We start from the raw sequence: 19,561 nt of genomic DNA on the forward strand, positions 1-19,561 counted from the left end.
ACATCAGTTGCGCGTGGAGGTCTCCCACTCGCTGATGCCCTCGAGCGTGCTGCCGGGAGGCGGATTGCGCAGGTCCGGGTCGCGCGTGAGGTAGGCCCTCGTCTCCCGTGCGATCAGCCCGGAACAGATCAACAGGCCCACCAGGTTGGGCAGTGCCATGAGGCCGTTCATGATGTCGGAGAACGTCCAGACGGTGGAGAGTTCGGTGGTGGCCCCGAGGAACACGACCAGCGTGAAGATGACCCGGTACACCTTCACCGACCTGATGCCGAACAGCCGCTGCGCACACCGCTCGCCGTAATAGGCCCATCCCAGCACGGTGGAGCCGGCGAAGAAGATGACAGCCACGGTGACGATCAGGCTGCCCCACTCCCCGGGCAGACCAACGCTGAATGCCTCCGACGTCATGGTGGCGCCCTTGTTGCCGCTGGTCCACGCCCCGGTGGAGACGATGACCAACGCTGTCATGGTGACCACGATGATGGTGTCGATGAACGTCTGGGTCATCGACACGAGCCCCTGGCGGACCGGATGCTGCGTCTTGGCCGCGGCCGCTGCGATGGCGGCCGATCCCAGGCCCGACTCGTTGGAGAAGATGCCGCGTGCCACACCGAACTGGATGGCCTGCGCGATGACGGCCCCGGTGAAGCCACCAGCGGCGGCGGTGCCGGTGAAGGCGTCGGTGAAAATCGTGGCCAGTGCGTCGGGGATGCCACCGATGTTGAGTCCCAGGACCACCAGGGCCGCCAGCACGTACAGCCCGATCATGCCGGGAACGACGGCGGCTGTGACCTTGGCGATGGACTTGATGCCGCCGACCAGCACCAGGCCGGTGAACACCATGAGCACCAGACCCGTGATCCATGGGGTGATCCCGAACTGATCCTTGACGACGGCGGCCACTGTGTTGGACTGGGTCATGTTGCCGATGCCGAAGCTGGCGAGGATGGCGAAGGCTGCGAAGGCGACGCTCAACACCACGCCGAACCTGCCCGGGATGGCGCGCTTCAGGTACCACTGAGGACCGCCGGAGATTTCGCCGCGGGCGTCGGTGGTCCGGAACCGCACACCCATGAATGCTTCGCTGTACTTCGATGCCATGCCGAAGAGGGCTGTCACCCACATCCAGAAGACCGCCCCGGGTCCGCCGAGGTAGATGGCGGTGGCAACACCGGCGATGTTACCGACCCCGACCGTCGCGGCCAGAGCCGTCGTCAGTGCCTGGTAGTGGGAGATGTCACCGTCGGCGTCCTTTTCCGAAGCGTCGAAGAAGGCCATGCGCAGCGCCGGGATCAGCTTGAGGAACTGCAGACCACCGAGGCGGATCGTCAGGTAGACGCCGGTGCCCAACAGCAGCGGGATGAGGAGGAAAGGTCCCCAGATGAAGCTGTCGATGGTGTCGAGCCAGTCCAACACGGATCCTCCTGAGGGGGCAGTCGCTTGCCGACAGTCAGAAGGCGGTGCGAGGTGTGGGCGTGACACTATCCGCCATGGTCGTGATTCCGCGGGACATTCCGAGGATGAATTCTGTGTGGGCGGGGGCGGCAGCTCACCGGGTGGCGCAGCACATGACGATCATCCTCACTGGCGTGTGGGGTAGACGCCCTGCGTCGCGATGCACCAGTTGAGCGCAATGAACGGCTGACGGTTCTCGTGCGGCTGGCCGGCGCCGCCACCGCCCACCATCGTCGGGTTCATGGACATGTCGGCCGACGTGCCGTAGGACACGCCGCCCGGGGTGACTGCTGGAAAGGCGTTGGACGGGTTCTTACCCGTGGCGCCGGAGGACGCTGCGACGGTGTGGTTGTGCGCGGGCAACTGACCGGCCTGCAGGGTGACCTGCTCCTGACCACCAAGTTGACCCTGCGTGTAGTCGGACAAGCCGGGGCCGTGCCCGGAGCCGAGAGGGAGACGACCGCGAAGGTCCGGCAGGGCGAAGTTCGTCCTGCCGTCGCCGCCGTAGGTGGTGCCCAGGAGCGAATACAGGGCTGTGTTGGAAGCGATGGCCATCAGTTGGCCCTGACAGCTCGCCCAGCCGGTCGGAGCGAACGCGAAGCCGAACAGACGAATTTCACCGAGAAGGGGGTCCATGACGTGTCTCCTTGTGGCACCAATGATGAGGACACAAGCACCCACCGTGGTCATGGCGGGGCCCGGGAGGTGATGTGGCGGGTCAGACCCTAGCCATTTCACGCGGCACCAAATAGTCTGACTGAATACTGACGTGCGCGCCAGAGGTCATCCCGATGAGGGGGTGGCCCTCACCCTTGGGAGGGGACGCAATGACCACTGACACCCGCGGCGTGAGGGGTACCACCCGCCGATCAGTTGCCTCCCTCTCCGCTGTGATGCTGGCGCTCGGTTGGTGGACGCTGGGCACGTCGCCGGCGTTGGCGGATGGTTCCACCACCGTCGCCAACACGACGAGCATCGACATCCCCGCGGCCGGCTCGGTGAATCAGCTCGGCCCCGCGAACCCGTACCCGTCCAGCATCCCCGTCGCCGGTCTGGGTGGTCTGGTCACCAACGTCACGGTGACCTTCACCAACCTCACCCACGGCTCGGTCGGCGACATCGATGCCATGCTCGTCGCGCCGTCGGGAGAGACGCTCGTCGTCATGTCGGACGTCGGCGATCCCAGTGGCGAGTTCCCGGGCGCTCAACTGGTCACAGCCAACAACGTCAACCTCACGTTCTCCGACTCCGCAGCCGGACCGGTGCCCCGGGTGTTCATCCTGCCGGGCGGCACATACAAGCCGACCAACACCGGAGCTGGCGACGCCTTCCCGGCACCCGCCCCGACGCCGTCGAACGCGACCACCCTGGCCGGGGCATTCACCGGCATCAACCCCAACGGTTCCTGGCAGCTCTTCGCCGTCGACGACGTGTCCGGTGAGACCGGCACGATGGCGGGTGGCTGGAGCCTGACGATCACGACCGCGACTTCGGCGGTCGCCACCTCCACCGCCGTGGTCACGTCCGGCACGCCGACCACCACGGGGGACCCCGTGACGTTCACCGCCAGTGTCACAGCGGGTGGCACCCCTGCGACCGGCGGCTCTGTCCAGTTCAGCGACGGCAGCAGCAACCTCGGAGCCCCTGTTGCACTCAACGCCTCCGGGCAGGCGTCGCTGACCACCTCCGCCCTCTCCGAGGGCACGCACGACATTCGGGCAACGTTCAGCGGGGCCGCGGGCTTCCTGACCAGCAACGGAGCCGTCGCCCAACGCGTCGACAACGCAACCGTCGTGACGGGGAACACGTTCTGCAACGCGGGTACCATCACCGTCCCCAGCGTGGGTGCGGCCCAGCCGTATCCCTCGAACATCACGGTCTTCGGGTTGTCGGGCACCATCACCAAGGTCACCGCGAGCCTGAAGGGGCTTTCCCATCAGGCACCGATCGACCTCGACGTGCTGCTCTCGGGTCCCGCGCCCAGCACGAACCTCTTCCTGCTCAGCGACACGGGCGGCTTCAATCCGGTCAGCAATGTGGACGTGACGCTCGACGATGCGGCCCCGGCCGGTGTGTCGGCGCCCCTGGTCAGCGGCACCTTCCGGCCCACCAACGCTGATGACGGGTCCAACGACGTCATGCCGACGCCGGCACCGGCGCCGAGTTCTGCCACGGGGTTCTCGACGTTCAACGGGTCGGCTCCCAATGGCACGTGGAGCCTGTCGGTTGTCGACGATGCCTCCGGCGACTCCGGATCCATTGCGGGGGGATGGTGTGTCACGGTGACCACGCAGGCCGCGACGACAACCGTGCTGTCCGCGGCCCCCAGCCCGTCGATCCCGGGTCAACCAGTGACGTTCACCGCGGCCGTGGACGCAGGTGCCACCACGGTCAGCGAGGGATCGGTCTCCTTCAACCTCGACGGTGCCGTGGTGGACGCGGCCGTCAATCTTGTTGCCGGTCACGCAACGTGGACCACGTCCACGCTCACGGCCGGAACCCACACCGTCGTGGCCACCTACAGCGGAACTGCCTCGTATGGTTCCAGCAGCGATGACCTCGACCAGAGCGTGAACCCCGCTGCTGATGCCGGCGGTCCCTACACCGTGGGCGAGGGCGCTGAGGTGACACTCGACGGCTCAGGGTCCTCTCCCGGCATGACGTACACGTGGGACGTCAACGGGGATGGCGTCTTCGGGGACGCATCAGGGAGCTCACCGACGCTGACGTGGGCGGAACTTGAGTCTATGGGCATCGACGACGGGCCCATGGTCCGTGCTGTGATGGTCAGGGTTTCCCAAGGGGGCCTCACCACCGATTCGGCAGCCACCACGCTGACAGTCGAGAACGCCGCACCGAGCGTGGCCATCACTGGTTCCCTGGCCGCCACGGTCGGCCTGCCGTTCTCACTCGTACTCGGAGCCGCGGACCCCTCATCGGTGGACATGGCGGCCCAGTTCACCTTCACGATCACCTGGGGTGACGGCTCGGCCATCGCCACGGTTGTGGGCCCCGCGGGCCAGTCCGTGACGCACACCTACATGGCCTCCGGCCCCCGCACCGTCTCGGTCACCGCGACGGACAAGGACGGCGGGAAGGGTTCCCCGGCATCGGCCGAGGTGACGGTCGCGACCGCACCGTCACCAAGCCCGACGCCCCCACCGAGCCCGAAGCCCTCACCGTCGCCGTCTGCCTCCCCGTCCCCGTCGCCGTCAGTCACGTCCGGCTCGGGCCCGACTGACCTGTATTCGACGCCGGGGTACCACGACGTGAACGGCCGCACGTGGTTCACCACCTGCGAGCCGTATTCGCAGACCCTGCGGTGCCGGACGTCGATCTGGGCCACCCAGGTCTCCTACGTCAACGGTGCCTTTCGGTCGAGCACGGGCTGGTACTTCAACAACCTGACGTACCTGCCCTCCATGAAGCGCTCCCAGTGGGCCGGGAACCCGCTCGGGCACGCGGGGGAGTGGACATCCACGCAGGGCCGCATGTGGCGCACCGAGTGCGACACTTTGGCCACGGGCGGAAATGGTTGCCGCAGTTTCATCCGGGCGCGCTACATCGTCTCGAGCGTGGATGCACGCGGCAACCGCGCGTTCCAGTGGACGCACGGGTGGCTTTTCAACAGCATGGTGCGCTTCAGGCAATGACGCGCCGGGTGGTCCGCCGGGGGCCGTGACGGGGCGGGTGCGCGCCCGCGATACGGTGTCGTCCGAAGCCCCCTCAGGGGTCCCGAACGTAGACGGAGACGCGAGATCCACACGGACACCCGCCGCCCGGGCCGCCGCCCACGACGGCTGCTGACGGTGACCACCACGGCCGGACTGGGCGTGTTGGGGGCCATCGCCGTTGCGGTGCTGGTCATCGGGTTCGGCGGTACAACGGCATCCTCCACCGTCGATGCGCCCGCGTCGGCCTCTTCCGCCACGTCGGACCCCACGGTCAGCCGGGCATCATCTCCGGCGGAGCCGTCAGCGGCGCACACGACGGCGACCGTGTCCGTTGACGGGTCCGCCATGGCGGCGCTGTCGGGTCTGGAGATCAAGGGGCGGGCTCCCAGGACCGGTTACAGCCGGGACCGGTTCGGTGCCGCGTGGGCCGACGTCGACCGCAACGGCTGCGACACGAGGAACGACATCCTGCGTCGTGACCTGATGGATGCCCGCACCAGACCCGGATCCAACGGCTGTGCCGTGGCCCGGGGAACGCTGGCAGATCCGTACACGGGCACCACCATCGCGTTCATACGGGGAAGCGCCACGTCCCAGGACATTCATGTGGACCATGTCGTCGCCCTGTCAGACGCATGGCAGAAGGGGGCACAGCAGTGGGACCAGGCGACGTTGACACACTTCGCCAACGATCCGCTGAACCTTCTTGCCGTTGCGGGGACGGCGAACATGCAGAAGGGCGATGGTGACGCCGCCACCTGGCTGCCGCCGAACAAGTCGTACCGCTGTGACTACGTGGCGCGACAGGTTGCGGTCAAGGCCAGGTATGGGCTGTGGGTGACAGGGGCTGAGTACGCAGCCATTGAGGACATCCTGCAGCGGTGCCCCGGCAAGGACCTGGTCACTTCGGCGGAACCCCCGAGGACCGATGACAGTATCGATGCCGTCGCGGCGCCGGAGGGCACCGCACCCTCCACCCCGGCGTCGACCACAGTCTCCTCGCCAGCTGCGACGGGGACCCCCGCGGAAGACGTCTACTACGAGAACTGCGCCGCGGCGCGCGAAGCCGGCGCAGCACCACTGCTGCGTGGCGAACCCGGATACCGCTCCGCCATGGATGGTGACGACGACGGGATTGCCTGCGAGTGAGAGCGCGGGCACGCCGCTGCGGTGTGGTGTGGCGCGGTGGTGTCGGTTCTTTGACTTCGTTCCCGTGCGTTGTAGGTGCCGGGTGTTTGAATGGAAACGGCGGTACTCCAGACCAGCGGACAGGACATCCATGACCAGCACGTGGCGCACCCGAGCAGAGTGCGACAGCCCCGAACTCACCGACGATCATCTGGATGGCATCCATGCGTGGTGGCGTGCCGCAAACTATCTGTCCGTCGGGCAGATCTACCTGCTGCGCAACCCTTTGTTGCGTGAGCCACTCAACCGCGATGACGTGAAACCGCGTCTGCTCGGCCACTGGGGAACCACACCCGGACTCAACTTCCTCTACGCCCACCTCAACCGGGTCATCTCCGAGCGGCACCAGAAGGCGCTCTACATCACCGGTCCCGGACATGGCGGCCCCGGCCTGGTGGCCAGCAACTACCTGGACGGTGTCTACACCGACGTCTACCCGGAGATCACCCGCGACGAGGGCGGCCTGCAACGGCTCTTCAAGCAGTTCTCCTTCCCTGGCGGCATTCCGTCACACGTCGCGCCCGAGACACCCGGCTCCATCCACGAGGGCGGGGAGCTCGGATACGCGCTCTCCCACGCGTACGGGGCCGCGTTCGACAACCCGGACCTGCTGGTGTTCGCCGTCGTCGGCGACGGCGAGGCCGAGACCGGCCCGTTGGCCACGTCGTGGCACTCCAACAAGTTCCTCAACCCCGTCACTGACGGGGTAGTGCTGCCCGTGCTGCACCTCAATGGCTTCAAGATCGCCAACCCGACGGTGCTGGCCCGTATCAGTGAGGAGGAACTCGTCGACCTCATGCAGGGCTACGGCCACACCCCCCACATCTTCACAGCCGGCTTCGACGACGAGGAGCCCGAGGGCTACCACCGCCGCTACGCCGAACTCCTCGACGGCGTCATGGACGACGTCGCCGCCATCCGCGCCACAGCCGCGGAGCAGGGCGAGAACGACGCCGAGCGTCCGCGCTGGCCCATGATTGTGTTCCGCACCCCCAAGGGATGGACCGGTCCCAAGGAGATCGATGGCCACAAGACCGAAGGCAGCTGGCGCAGCCACCAGGTGCCGCTGGCCAACGCCCGCGACACCGAGGAACACCTCAAGAACCTCAACGACTGGCTGATGTCGTATCGGCCCGAGGAACTCTTCGACGACTCCGGCGCCCTGCGCGAGGAGATCGCGAGGCTGGCGCCGCCGGTGGGCCTCCGGATGGGGGAACGGCCGGAGGCCAACGGGGGAGTGATCCGCAAGGAACTGCGACTGCCGAACTTCGAGGACTTCGCCGTCGACGTGCCCCACCCCGGCGCCGCAATTGCCGAGGCCACCCGCGTGCTCGGCACCTGGCTGACGGGGGTGGTGGAGGAGAACCGCCACAACTTCCGCATCTTCGGGCCGGATGAGACGGCGTCGAACCGGCTGCAGGGCGTCTATGACGAGACCGACAAGCAGTGGATGGCTGACTACGAATCCCCTGAGGTGGACCAGCACCTTGCCAGGCGCGGCCAGGTCATGGAGATGCTCAGCGAGCACCAGTGCCAGGGCTGGCTGGAGGGCTACCTGCTGACGGGGCGCCATGGCCTGATGTCGTCCTACGAGGCGTTCATCCACATCGTCGACTCCATGGTCAACCAGCACGCCAAGTGGCTGAAGGTCAGCGACGAGCTCGAATGGCGCCGCCCCATCGCCAGCCTCAACTATCTCCTCAGTTCGCACGTCTGGCGGCAGGACCACAACGGTTTCTCCCACCAGGACCCGGGGTTCATCGACCTCATCGTCAACAAGAAGGCCGACGTGGTGCGGGTGTACCTGCCGCCGGATGCCAACACGCTGCTCTCCACCTTCGACCACTGCCTGCGCTCCACGCAGTACATCAACGTGGTGGTGGCAGGCAAGCAGCCGAGCCCGCAATGGCTGACCATGGACGAAGCGGTGAAGCACTGCACCAGGGGCCTCGGCGTGTGGGAGTGGGCGGGTACGGAGGAGCCGGGCACCTCACCCGACGTGGTGCTCGGCTGCGCCGGCGACGTCCCGACGGTGGAGGTGCTGGCCGCAGCGGACCTGCTCCGGCGGCACATACCCGACCTCAAGGTCCGGGTGGTCAACGTCGTGGACCTCATGCGGCTGCAGGACGAGAAGGAACACCCCCACGGGCTCTCGAACCGGGACTTCGACACCATCTTCACGCCCGACAAGCCCGTCATCTTCAACTATCACGGCTACCCGTGGCTGATCCACCGCCTCACCTACCGCCGCACGGGGCACTCCAACATCCACGTGCGCGGCTACAAGGAGGAGGGCACCACCACCACGCCCTTCGACATGGCCATGCTCAACGACATTGATCGCTATCACCTGGTGATGGACGTCATCGACCGTGTTCCGGGACTGGGTACGCGCTACGCGGGTCTGCGGCAGGAGATGTCCGACGCCCGGCTCGACGCCCGCGCCTACGCACGGACCTATGGCGACGACATCCCCGAGGTCAAGGACTGGGTATGGCCCGACGCCGGTGACGCGGCCACCAACCAGCAGGTCGATGAGACCGTGTTCACGGGCGGGGACAACGAGTAGACACAAGGGTGCACCTCCGCCTCACAACGGAGGTGCGCCATGTTCTCGTCAGACCAGCTCCGCTCCGTGAACCTGACGGTGGTGTTGAACACCCAGCTCGACTGAAGCCAGCACCACGTCCGCGCCTCCCGGCCCTACACTGCACACCCAGGGAGAGCGAGGTGGCATGAGCGCAGTCAAGCGGTTTGTGACGCTCGACGATGTCGCCTCGGCCGCAGGTGTTTCACGCGCCACCGTCTCCCGGGTGATCAACGAGACCAAGTTTGTTGAACCACAGGTGGCCGACAGGGTTCGCGTCGCCATCAAACAGTTGGGCTACGTACCGAACCACGCCGCCCGGGCGCTGAGCACCCGACGCACCGACATGGTGGCTCTCGTTGCGACCGAGCCGCAGGCACGGTTCTTCCACGACCCGTTCTTCGCCGACATCGTCCAGGGTGTCTCGAAGGAGCTCGGTGACGTCGACATGCGGATGCTCATGGCGCTCATCCAGACGCCCGAAGAATTGGGGCGCTTCCAGAACTACCTTCTTGGGCGCCCCGTCGACGGCGTCCTCGTCATCTCCGAACACACCGCCCTCCAGATTGCGCCCTCCATGGCCACCGCAGGCATTCCCATCGTGCTGGGTGGACGTCCCATGGATGGCGCCTGGTCGGACATCGCACATGTGGACCACGACAATCGGCGGGGTGCACGTCTGGCTGCCGAGCACCTCATCCACAGGGGCTCACGGAAGATCGCCACCATCGCCGGACCGCCCGACATGTCGGCGGGGATTGACAGGCTCCATGGTTTCCGTGACGCCTTCCCAGGGCCGGTGGCACCGGAACTCGTCGCCACCGGCGACTTCTCCGCAGCGGGTGGGGCCAGTGCCATGGAGAAGCTCCTTGACCAGGCCCCCGATCTGGACGCGGTCTTCGCCGCATCCGATCTCATGGCCCTCGGTGCCATGCAAACCCTTCGGCGGCTCGGGAAGAGGGTGCCCGACGACGTGGCCGTCGTCGGGTTTGACGACATCGAACTCGGCGCGACCGCCGAGACGCCTCTCACGACCATCCGCCAGGAGACCGTCACGCAAGGCCGCATGATGGTGCGCCTGTTGCTACGGCTCCTGGGACGCACTCCTGACCTGGGAACGGCCGGCAGAGCAACCCTGCCTCCCGGCCCCTCCATGATGCTCCCCGTCACCCTCGTCACGAGGGCGAGCGCCTGACGCGTGCCGGAGTGCCGACGACCTCGGCCGCGAGTCCACGGCGGAACAGGGCGGCGCAAATTGTGTGGTGGGGGTGACGTTCGACCTCGGGGAGATCTCGGGCAAGAACCAAGCTGATGTTCATGGTGAATGCCCTCGCCACCCCTGTGCTGATGCAGCCCACGGTGTGTCGGCGCCGAATACGGTCTGGGCACCTCGCGGCGTGGGGGCCGAGGCAACCGGGAAATCGCCGTGGGTCTCAGTCCGTAGACCGCCAGCGTGCAGCGGGAGGCCCGTGATAGGTTTTTGAAACGTTTTATCCGTGGACGGGGCACAGCCCGGTTGGTCGGCGTGACGTGTTCGGGGTGGTACTGAGGACGTACCAGTCACCCCACATCTGTGTCCGCTTTGCGACGTTGCCGTCGCGAACGAAAGGTTTCACCATGCCCCCCGCATACGCGCCCCGCAGAAAACTGGTCGCTCTCCTGATCTCAGCAGCCCTGCTCTGGGTTCCCATGGCACCCGTGAGCCACGCCGCCCCCGGCGACCCGGTGGCCAACCCTGAGGTCACCGGCCAGGAATGGAGAACACCCGCTGTCGTTCGAGTGGGGCAGACGCCGGCCCGGAGCGTCATGATTCCCTTCGACACCGTCGGAGACGCCAAAGCGAACCCTGACCTGCACTCCGCCGAGCGGGCATCGACGAACGCCACACTTCTCAACGGCACGTGGAAGTTCAACTACGTCCAAGCACCCGCCGACAAGCCCGAACTGGCCGGCGTGACTGCCATCCCTGACGAGGGTTACCAGGACATCATGGTGCCCTCCAGTTGGCAGGTGGCCGGCAAGTACGCCGGTGCTCTGGGCACCGACTACCCCATTTACAACAACCAGGACTACCCGTTCCAGGCCTCCGGTGGCGGTATCGCCAGCCAGGGAGACTTCGAGGCTGCCCAAGCGCCCACCACGTTCAATCCCGTGGGCACCTACATGCGCATGCTTGACCTGACTGCCGACGAGATCGCGGGCAACCGCCAGATCCTGAGCTTCCTGGGGGTCGAGGCCGGCTTCTACCTCTACGTCAACGGCGCCGTCGTCGGCTACGGGGAGGACAGCTTCAGCACGTCGGAGTTCGACATCACCGACTACGTGCACGAGGGCACCAACCACATCGCAGTCCAGGTCTACCGGTGGACCACGGGCAGTTTCCTCGAAAACCAGGATGGGCTCGACTTCGGTGGAATCCACCGGGACGTGGTCCTGACCGTCCAGCCGAAGGCGTCGATCTACGACTACAACGTGGAGACCACCTTCGCCAACCACGACTACTCGTCCGCCAGGGTCGCGGTTCGCTCCGACATTGCCAACACCGGTGATGCGGCGCAGACACGGATCGTCAGGACCCACCTTTTCGATGCCAGCGGCAATGAAGTCAAGGTGCAGGCGTCGCCGCCGTTGACGGTGGCACCGGGCACCACCGGCTCGGTCACAACGGAGATCGTTCTCGCCAATCCCTCACTGTGGTCCGCGGAAGTCCCCAACCTGTACACCGTCGTCCTGGAACTGACGGACACTGCAGGTGCCTCGATCCAGTCCATGGGCAAGCGCGTCGGCATCCGCGAGTTCTACATGGCAGACGCGGGTACCACCGACTCGACGTCGAACATGCGCATCAACGGCCAGAACATCGAGTTCTACGGCGTGAACCGGGGCGAGAACGACCCCGCCCACGGCCACCACGTTCCGTACGAGATGATCGTGAAGGACGTCCAGAACGCCAAGCAGCTCAACATGAACGCCATCCGGACCAGCCATTTCCCGCCTGACCCCCATCTGCTGGACCTGGCCGACGAGTATGGGATCTACGTCATGGACGAGGTCAACGTGGAATCGCACAATGGCCGCGACGGCATCAACAACACCCCGTTCTCCATCGATCCAAGCCTGACCAGCCGCGACTTCCCCGGCAATGACAGCCGCTACACCGAATCCATGCGCCAGCGAATGGAAAGCATGGTGCAGCGCGACAAGAGCCACGCGAGCGTGTTGATCTACTCCCTCGGCAATGAGGCCGGCACCGGTCCCAACTTCGAGACGATGATGGATGTCATCAAGGAACTCGATGGCGAGAAGCTCATCCACTACCAGGGTGACAACGGCAACCCACGGGTGGACATGATCGGTGCCATGTACCCGCCGTACGACCAGGCGAACCGGCCCGATTCCCGCAAGCCGTTCATCATGATGGAGTACCAGCACTCCATGGGTAACACCGGCGGGGAGCTCAAGCGCTACACCGACCTCATGGAGGGCTCCTACCGCCAGCAGGGCGGCTTCATCTGGGACTACGTCGACCAGTCGGCCCTGACGCTCAAGCCGGGCGTTGACCCGGGCGGTGACATCACCCGCGACGACCTCTTCTACGGCATGGACGGCAGTTGGCCCCAGGTCTCCGGCGACGGGAACTTCCTCATGAACGGGCTCATCTTCCCGGACCGCACATGGCAACCTGAGGCCTACGAGGTGCGCCAGCAGTACCAGGACATCAAATTCACCCAGACACCGACGCAGGGCACTGCCCAGCAGGTGACGATGGTCAACCTCAACCGATTCAAGAACGCCAACCACTACGACATCGTCTGGTCACTGCAGGAGGATGGCGCCACCATCCAGAGCGGGACGTTCACCGACGCGGAGGCCAGCCTTGCGGCCCCCACCGGCAACGTGAACGCCGGCTCGACCAGGACCCTGACGGCTCCCTACGTTCTTGATGCCCCCAAGGCGGGTGCGGAGTATTTCCTCCTCGTTGAGTACAAGCTGAAGGCGGACGCACCGTACGCCGACAAGGGCTACGTCCAGGGCAGCGCACAGTTCCTGATCGGCGCCGTGGGTCAGGACCAGAACATCGATCCCACGGCCGTCCCGCCGTCGAGCACCCAGGACCTGCACGACGCCGTCGTCGTTGAGGGCGAGACACCGAGCGGTGAGGAGTTCTCCGTATCCGTGGACAAGACCACGGGACTTCTGGACGCCTACGTCGTCGGCGGTCGGGACCTCATATCCAAGGCGCCCGTCGGCTCCTTCTTCCGGGCCGAGACGGACCAGTCGAGCGCTGTGAAGGGCAACGCCCACACCACGAATGCGGCCGAGGCCTACCAGGGCTGGCTTGACCAGGGCGAGAACGCGACTGACGTCAAGGTGAACGTACTGACTGCCATCGATGGCGTCTCGCGCATCGTCGTCAACTCGACGCTGCGCAACGGCAGCGCCTTCTCGACCGCGTACACCGTGCACACAGACGGCACGATCGCCGTCGCCGCCAAGCTCGTCCCGTCTGCCGGTGCACCCGACCAACTGGGCGAGTTCGGCATGATGATGCAGGTCCCCAGTGCTTTCGAGAACGTCTCCTGGTACGGCCGCGGGCCCGCGGAGACCTACTGGGACCGCAAGGAGGGTGTGAAGGTCGGCGTCTGGAACGGGACGGTCACGGACCAGTTCGTGCCGTACGAGCGGGTCCAGGAGAACGGCAACAAGACCGATGTCCGGTGGCTCGCGCTCACGAACGACGCCGGTGATGGCCTGCTTGCGTCAATGAACTACGGTCCCGGTTACTCCGGCGATCCCCTGGAAGCGGTGGCGTTGCACTACACCCCGAAGGCCTTGTCGTCGTACAACTCCAAGATCCTCTACCCGTTCCAGGCCCAGAAGACCGACGACGTGGTGCTGCGGCTGCTGAAGCACCAGAAGGGTGTCGGCAACCTCGACTGGGGTTCCGAGCCGCCCACGGCGGTCCTCCCGAAGAGCGACGCCGCCAACCAGAGCTACTCCTACATGTTGCGACCACTGACCGCAGGCACGGATCCGATGGCACTGTCCAAGGAGATCTACCCCGAGCCTGCCTTCCCGATGCTCGATGCGATCACGATCGACGGTATGCCATTGACGGGTTTCCAGCCCGAAAAGTTCGCCTACGACTACACGCTGCCCGACTACTACCCCTCGGCCCGGGTGCCCGTGGTGGCTGCCACGGCCCCCGAGGGCGCGACGGTGACCATCGAGCAGCCGGGCTCCACTCCCGGCACCGCGGTTCTCCACGTGATGGTGGGATCCTCGACCGTTGACTACGTGGTCGACATCACGCCGGGAGCGGCACCCAAGCCGACCATCCAGATCCCCGACATCGTCCAGGTCCCCGGGAGCATTTCCGGCTCTGGGCGCTACACCGTCGGTATGGCCGGTGTCGGTGACCTCCTCTACGCCTACAGCGGCTACGCAGGGATCGGGGAGAACGTCAGCGGCACCGGTGCTGCGCTCCAGACGGCCAGTGGATTCCACGACAAGGGCTTCCAGGGCAACGCCGAGCAGATCATGGACATCGACATTTCCGCCTATGCGGCGAAGTCGTTCTCTGGTGTGGGAGGAATCGACCCGTCCAAGTGGGCCGGCTCCGGTGCCACTCGTTCCTCGATCATTTTCGAGGTCTGGGCCCACAAGGATGTCAGTGAACTGGATGCCGACTACTACGAGCCGATGGCCCCCGGGGCCGCGGGTACCGGAACCATCGTCACCAACGGGTGGACCAAGCTGGCGTTCAGCCCGGTGCAGACCGGCAAGAAGGACTTCACGTTCAGCGACATTGCGCTCACCTATGACGACAACGGCGTCCCGAAGCGCTACCAGGCGCTCCGTCTGGTGATGAACGCCAACGGGGACAATGGTCACGACCAAGGCGTGTGGGGAGATCCCAGAATTGGACTCGACGTGCCCGCCGACCCGGAACTCCGCTCCATCCGCCTCGACGGCGCCCCGCTGCCCGGCTTCTCGACGGACGTGCACGACTACACGGTGGTGCTCGCCAGCGGAGCCCGTACGCCGGTCGTCTCGGTCGACCATGACGCCGGTATCTTCGTGCACGCCAACCAGGCCACGGGTGTCCCCGGCACCGCCACGGTTCTGGTCGCCTTGGATGACTACCGTATCGAGTTCGCCCGGGCCACCGCGCCCGCGGGTCAACTGGTCAACCTCGGTGACATGGTCACGGCCCCGGCCTTCACGGTGGACGGCCAGGACCAGTCCTCGGTGCTCAACGGCAACCTCGTCTACGTCTACAGCGGCGACGGCACGGTCCGCGTCGACAAGGGCGCGGGCGCGCTGCCCGGTCTCACGCTTCGGCAGAGCGGCCGCGGCGACGCCGCTGTCATCAAGGAGTACGCCCACGGCGTGGCCGGATCGGCGCAACAGGTGTTGGACATCGACATCTCGCACCGGGATGCCCTGCGCTTCACCGCAGACGTTGGTGTGGACTGGGCCCTTGAGCCGGACTCCGCTGAATCCTCGGCCGGGCCAACGGTTCGCTTCGAGGTGTGGGCGCGTCAGGATGCCAGCACACTCACCAACGGCTACTACTCCGCAGCCAACCCTCAGCCCACGGGCGGTGGCCTGCCGACCGATGGCTGGGTGAAGCTGGGAACGTCTCCGGTCATGTCCAACTGGAATCACTCGGGCGAGCTTGAGGTCCAGCGGGATCTTCACCACTTCGATCTCGACCTCACCCATGTCGATGCCGACGGCACCCTGATGTCCTACGGGGCGGTGCGTCTGGTGATGGACCCCGTCGACGGCGACATCGCTGGCGACCACGGTGTCTGGGGCGACCCGCAGGTCACCTTCCTCGGTGATGTGATCAACGAACCGGTGGACGTGACCAGACTGACCGCCACGGTGGAGCCCGGCAAGGTCTCCGTGGGCTACCTCCTCGGCACCGGCAGGGCCGAGGGTGTGATCCGCAGCATCGCCGTGGCCTACGACGAGCAGAACCGGGTCCTCGGTGACAACGAGGCCAGGTTCGATGCGTCGGACGGCAACCAGGACGGCGACCTGCCCATCCAGTTGCCCGAAGGCACGCAGGCGGCTGCCGTGCAGTACCTCCTGATCGACGAGGCAACACTGCATCCGTTGACGGGGGCATGGAACCTTGAGCCTGTCAGCTCCGACGGAGTGTTCACGCACGAACCCCTCCGTGAGGTCCTGCCAGCATCCGATCCCCAATTCGACGTCTCGTTCGATCCGACGACGCAACTGGTCACGCTGACTGGTGCCGGTTTCTCGCCGCGCTCGGTCATCGTGGTCGAGGGGACCATTCGGGGTTCCGACGGGTTGGACCACATCGCCCTCGTCACCGTGGACGCACGAGGGGTGCTGAGCCACAGCTATCCGTCGGCGGCCACGACGCTCGAGGACGTCCGGGTTCGCATCGGTGGACAGGGCTTTGACGACATCCTGTCGTTCCGTGTCTCCGTGCCGGTCGACTCGGTGTCCGTCTCGGGAACCGGAGTGGTGGACGGGGCGGCCGACCTTCTCGTCGGCGGGGTTCTGGCCCTCACTGCTGCCGTGCTTCCCGAGGACGCATCGGATGCCGGCGTCACCTGGTCCAGCAGTGACACCGGTGTCGCAAGCGTCGACGATGCCGGGACAGTGACGGCCAGGAGTGTGGGTACAGCCGTGGTCACCGCCACGGCCAAGGACGGCTCCGGCGCGGCGGCTGCGGTGACCATCCGGGTGACCCCGGTGGTGACACCGACACCGACGCCGACCGTCACGCCGACGCCCACCGTCACGCCAACACCGAAGCCCACGGTCACGCCAACGCCAACGCCCACGGTCACGCCAACGCCGAAGCCCACGGTCACGCGGAAGCCGGCTGTGGCCCCCTACGAGGTACCGGGGTTCCACCTCATCAATGACCGGTCCTGGTACACCACGTGCGAGACGTACTCGCAGACAATCCGTTGCCGCACGGACATCTGGGCCACCCAGGTGAGCGTCGTCAACGGTGCATACGTGTCCCGGACAGGGTGGTACTTCAACAACCTCACCTACCTGCCCCACATGACGCGCGCCCAGTGGGCGGGCAACCCCCTGGGGCGCTCCGGCAACTGGAGCACCGCGGATGGCCGGAAGTGGCGCACGGAATGCGACACGGCGGCGACGGGGGCCAATGGCTGCCGGAGCTACATCTGGGCCACCTACGTCGCGGGGACCAGAGGCGCTGACGGCGTGTGGCGCTACGGGATGACGCAGGGCTGGTTGTTCAACAACATTGTCCGTTTCACATGATCTGATCCGGAGAGCAACGACGTCGTTGTTGTTCAGGGGGGGCCGGTTCTCCCTGCCTGCGGGTCTCGCGGACAGGGAGAATTGGCCCCTCTGCTGCAGCCTGACCGGCGCCATCCCGGACGGCTCACAGACCGATTGGCGGGCATGGAGGGATACGGGGACCCGTCCAGACCCCCACCGGGGCTTCACAACAGCGTTTTTTGCCGTTTGATGGCGAAACGGCGGGGTCTCGGTACCTCCATTCCGACCCCGACCCGGTAGACTTAGGATGTTGTCAAAGCCGTCGGAATCCGGCGGCTGTTGTGTGAACAGGAGATTCGGTGTCGGAAGAGCTCGCAGAGGAACTGGTGACCGAACGGTTGGAGGAGTTGACCGATACGGGCGACACCACCTCCTCGGGGGTCTACGACGCTGATCAGATCTCGGTGCTGGAGGGCCTTGAAGCTGTTCGCAAGCGCCCCAGCATGTACATCGGCTCCACGGGGGAGCGCGGTCTGCATCACCTGGTCCATGAGATCGTCGACAACTCCGTTGACGAGGCGCTGGCCGGTTACTGCACGCAGATCGACGTCGCGCTCCTGGACGATGGGGGCGTGCGCGTCTCCGATGACGGGCGCGGCATCCCCGTCAAGGAACACCCCACCGAGAAAATTCCCACGGTCACGCTCGTACTCACCGTGCTCCACGCCGGCGGCAAGTTCGGCGACGGCGGTTACAAGGTCTCCGGCGGACTCCACGGCGTGGGGTCCTCGGTGGTGAACGCCCTCAGCCGCGAGTTCATCGTTGAGGTCAAGCGCGACGGCCACCGCTACGCGCAGTCCTTCGAGATGGGTGTGCCGAAGGCGGACCTCGTGCAGCTGGAGGAAACCGACGAGACGGGCACCTCCATCACGTTCTACCCCTCGCCCGACATCTTCGAGTCCACGCACTACAACTACGACACGTTGGCCACGCGCTTTCGCGAGATGGCATTCCTCAACAAGGGTCTGAAGATCACGCTGACTGACCTGCGCACCCATGAGGGCGAAGAGTCAGGCGACGACCTCGACGACGAACACCGCCACGATTCGTTCTGCTACCAGGACGGCCTCATCGACTACGTGAAGTTTCTCTCCGGTTCCAAGGAGACGATCCACGACACCGTCATCGCCGTGGAGGCCCACGCAGAGTCCCAGGGCATGGGCGTCGAGATCGCCATGCAGTGGAATGCGTCCTACACCACCAGCGTGCACACCTTCGCCAACACCATCAACACCCATGAGGGTGGCACCCACGAGGAGGGCTTCCGGTCCGCGCTGACCAACACCGTCAACAAGTGGGGTCAGACGTGGGGCCTGGTGAAGAAGTCCGAGGACCGCGTCTCCGGCGACGACATCCGCGAGGGCCTCACCGCCATCGTCAGCATCAAGATGGCCGAGCCGCAGTTCGAGGGACAGACCAAGACGAAGCTGGGTAACACCGAGGCCCGCGGGTTCGTGCAGCGGGTGCTGAATGACAGGCTGGGGGACTGGTTCGAGCGCAACCCCGCCGAAGGCAAGGACATCGTCCGCAAGTCGCAGGCTGCGGCCGCCGCCCGCGTGGCGGCGCGCAAGGCCCGCGACATGGCGCGCAGCCGCAAGGGCCTGCTGGGCGGCGGAGGCCTGCCCGGCAAGCTGGTGGACTGCCAGTCCACCGATCCCACCGAGTGCGAGGTCTTCATCGTCGAGGGTGACTCGGCAGGCGGCTCCGCCCGCGGTGGCCGCGACCCGAGGACCCAGGCCATCCTGCCCATCCGCGGCAAGATCCTGAACGTCGAGAAGGCGCGCATCGACCGCATCCTGGCCAACAAGGAGGTCGAGGCGATCATCAACGCACTCGGCGCCGGCATCCAGGAGGATTTCGACGTCAACAAACTGCGCTACCACAAGCTCATCCTCATGGCCGACGCTGACGTCGACGGCGCGCACATCCGCACGCTGCTCCTGACGCTCCTGTTCCGCTTCATGCGGCCCATGATCGATGCCGGCCACGTGTACCTGGCGCAGCCGCCGCTGTTTCGTCTGCGGTGGTCCAACTCGCCCCATGAACTGGCCTACAACGACGTGGAGCGCGACACGCTGCGCGACACTGGTCTGGCCGAGGGCAAGAAGCTCCCCAACGTCAACCCCATCCAGCGGTACAAAGGTCTCGGTGAGATGGACGCCGCTGACCTCTGGGACACCACGATGGACCCGGAGAAGCGCATCCTGCTGCAGGTGAGACTCGAGGATGCCGCCATGGCGGACCAGATGTTCTCCATCCTGATGGGCGAGGACGTCGAGCAGCGCCGCAACTTCATCCAACACAATGCCCGCGACGTCCGTTTCCTGGACATCTGAGCCCGAGGTAA

General features: G+C 65.9%; 8 protein-coding genes. 6 read left to right on the plus strand and 2 right to left on the minus strand.

From position 1 onward, the window contains the following. Nucleotides 1–3: 3 nt before the first annotated feature. On the minus strand, nucleotides 4–1,416 hold the full coding sequence (locus EAX62_RS02405) for an alanine/glycine:cation symporter family protein (protein ID WP_121900061.1): 1,413 nt from the start codon (nucleotides 1,414–1,416) through the stop codon (nucleotides 4–6). 165 nt (nucleotides 1,417–1,581) lie between these two features. Further along, nucleotides 1,582–2,091: a phage tail protein gene (locus tag EAX62_RS02410; protein ID WP_121900062.1), complete on the minus strand. Its 510-nt coding sequence runs from the start codon at nucleotides 2,089–2,091 to the stop codon at nucleotides 1,582–1,584. A 191-nt stretch (nucleotides 2,092–2,282) separates the two neighbouring features. On the opposite strand from EAX62_RS02410, the gene EAX62_RS02415 reads away from it, so the two are divergent. The 6 genes from EAX62_RS02415 to gyrB all read left to right on the plus strand — a co-directional run bounded on the left by EAX62_RS02415 (nucleotide 2,283) and on the right by gyrB (nucleotide 19,550). Beyond that, nucleotides 2,283–5,108, plus strand: a complete 2,826-nt coding sequence (locus EAX62_RS02415; RefSeq protein ID WP_121900063.1) for an Ig-like domain repeat protein — start codon at nucleotides 2,283–2,285, stop codon at nucleotides 5,106–5,108. 156 nt (nucleotides 5,109–5,264) lie between these two features. Beyond that, a complete protein-coding gene (locus tag EAX62_RS02420; protein ID WP_233557772.1) occupies nucleotides 5,265–6,278 on the plus strand; it encodes a GmrSD restriction endonuclease domain-containing protein in 1,014 nt (337 codons plus the stop codon). 130 nt (nucleotides 6,279–6,408) lie between these two features. Further along, on the plus strand, nucleotides 6,409–8,886 hold the full coding sequence (locus tag EAX62_RS02425; protein WP_121900064.1) for a phosphoketolase family protein: 2,478 nt from the start codon (nucleotides 6,409–6,411) through the stop codon (nucleotides 8,884–8,886). 166 nt (nucleotides 8,887–9,052) lie between these two features. Next, nucleotides 9,053–10,099, plus strand: coding sequence for a LacI family DNA-binding transcriptional regulator (locus EAX62_RS02430; RefSeq protein WP_121900065.1), 1,047 nt, complete (start codon nucleotides 9,053–9,055; stop codon nucleotides 10,097–10,099). 422 nt (nucleotides 10,100–10,521) lie between these two features. After that, nucleotides 10,522–17,193 carry a glycoside hydrolase family 2 TIM barrel-domain containing protein gene (locus tag EAX62_RS02435; protein WP_121900066.1) on the plus strand — a complete coding sequence of 2,224 codons (6,672 nt, stop codon included), beginning with the start codon at nucleotides 10,522–10,524 and terminating at the stop codon, nucleotides 17,191–17,193. A 344-nt stretch (nucleotides 17,194–17,537) separates the two neighbouring features. Further along, on the plus strand, nucleotides 17,538–19,550 hold the full coding sequence (gene gyrB / locus EAX62_RS02440) for a DNA topoisomerase (ATP-hydrolyzing) subunit B (protein WP_233557842.1): 2,013 nt from the start codon (nucleotides 17,538–17,540) through the stop codon (nucleotides 19,548–19,550). Nucleotides 19,551–19,561 lie beyond the last annotated feature (11 nt).

Source organism: Tessaracoccus antarcticus (genome assembly GCF_003688855.1).
GTDB lineage: Bacteria > Actinomycetota > Actinomycetes > Propionibacteriales > Propionibacteriaceae > Arachnia > Arachnia antarctica.

What these genes read in the sequence shown, in the direction of transcription:
- EAX62_RS02410 (WP_121900062.1), bottom strand. Translation starts at nt 2,091, where the DNA reads ATGGACCCCCTTCTCGGTGAAATTCGTCTGTTCGGCTTCGCGTTCGCT.
- EAX62_RS02430 (WP_121900065.1), top strand. Translation starts at nt 9,053, where the DNA reads ATGAGCGCAGTCAAGCGGTTTGTGACGCTCGACGATGTCGCCTCGGCC.
- EAX62_RS02415 (WP_121900063.1), top strand. Translation starts at nt 2,283, where the DNA reads ATGACCACTGACACCCGCGGCGTGAGGGGTACCACCCGCCGATCAGTT.
- EAX62_RS02435 (WP_121900066.1), top strand. Translation starts at nt 10,522, where the DNA reads ATGCCCCCCGCATACGCGCCCCGCAGAAAACTGGTCGCTCTCCTGATC.
- EAX62_RS02425 (WP_121900064.1), top strand. Translation starts at nt 6,409, where the DNA reads ATGACCAGCACGTGGCGCACCCGAGCAGAGTGCGACAGCCCCGAACTC.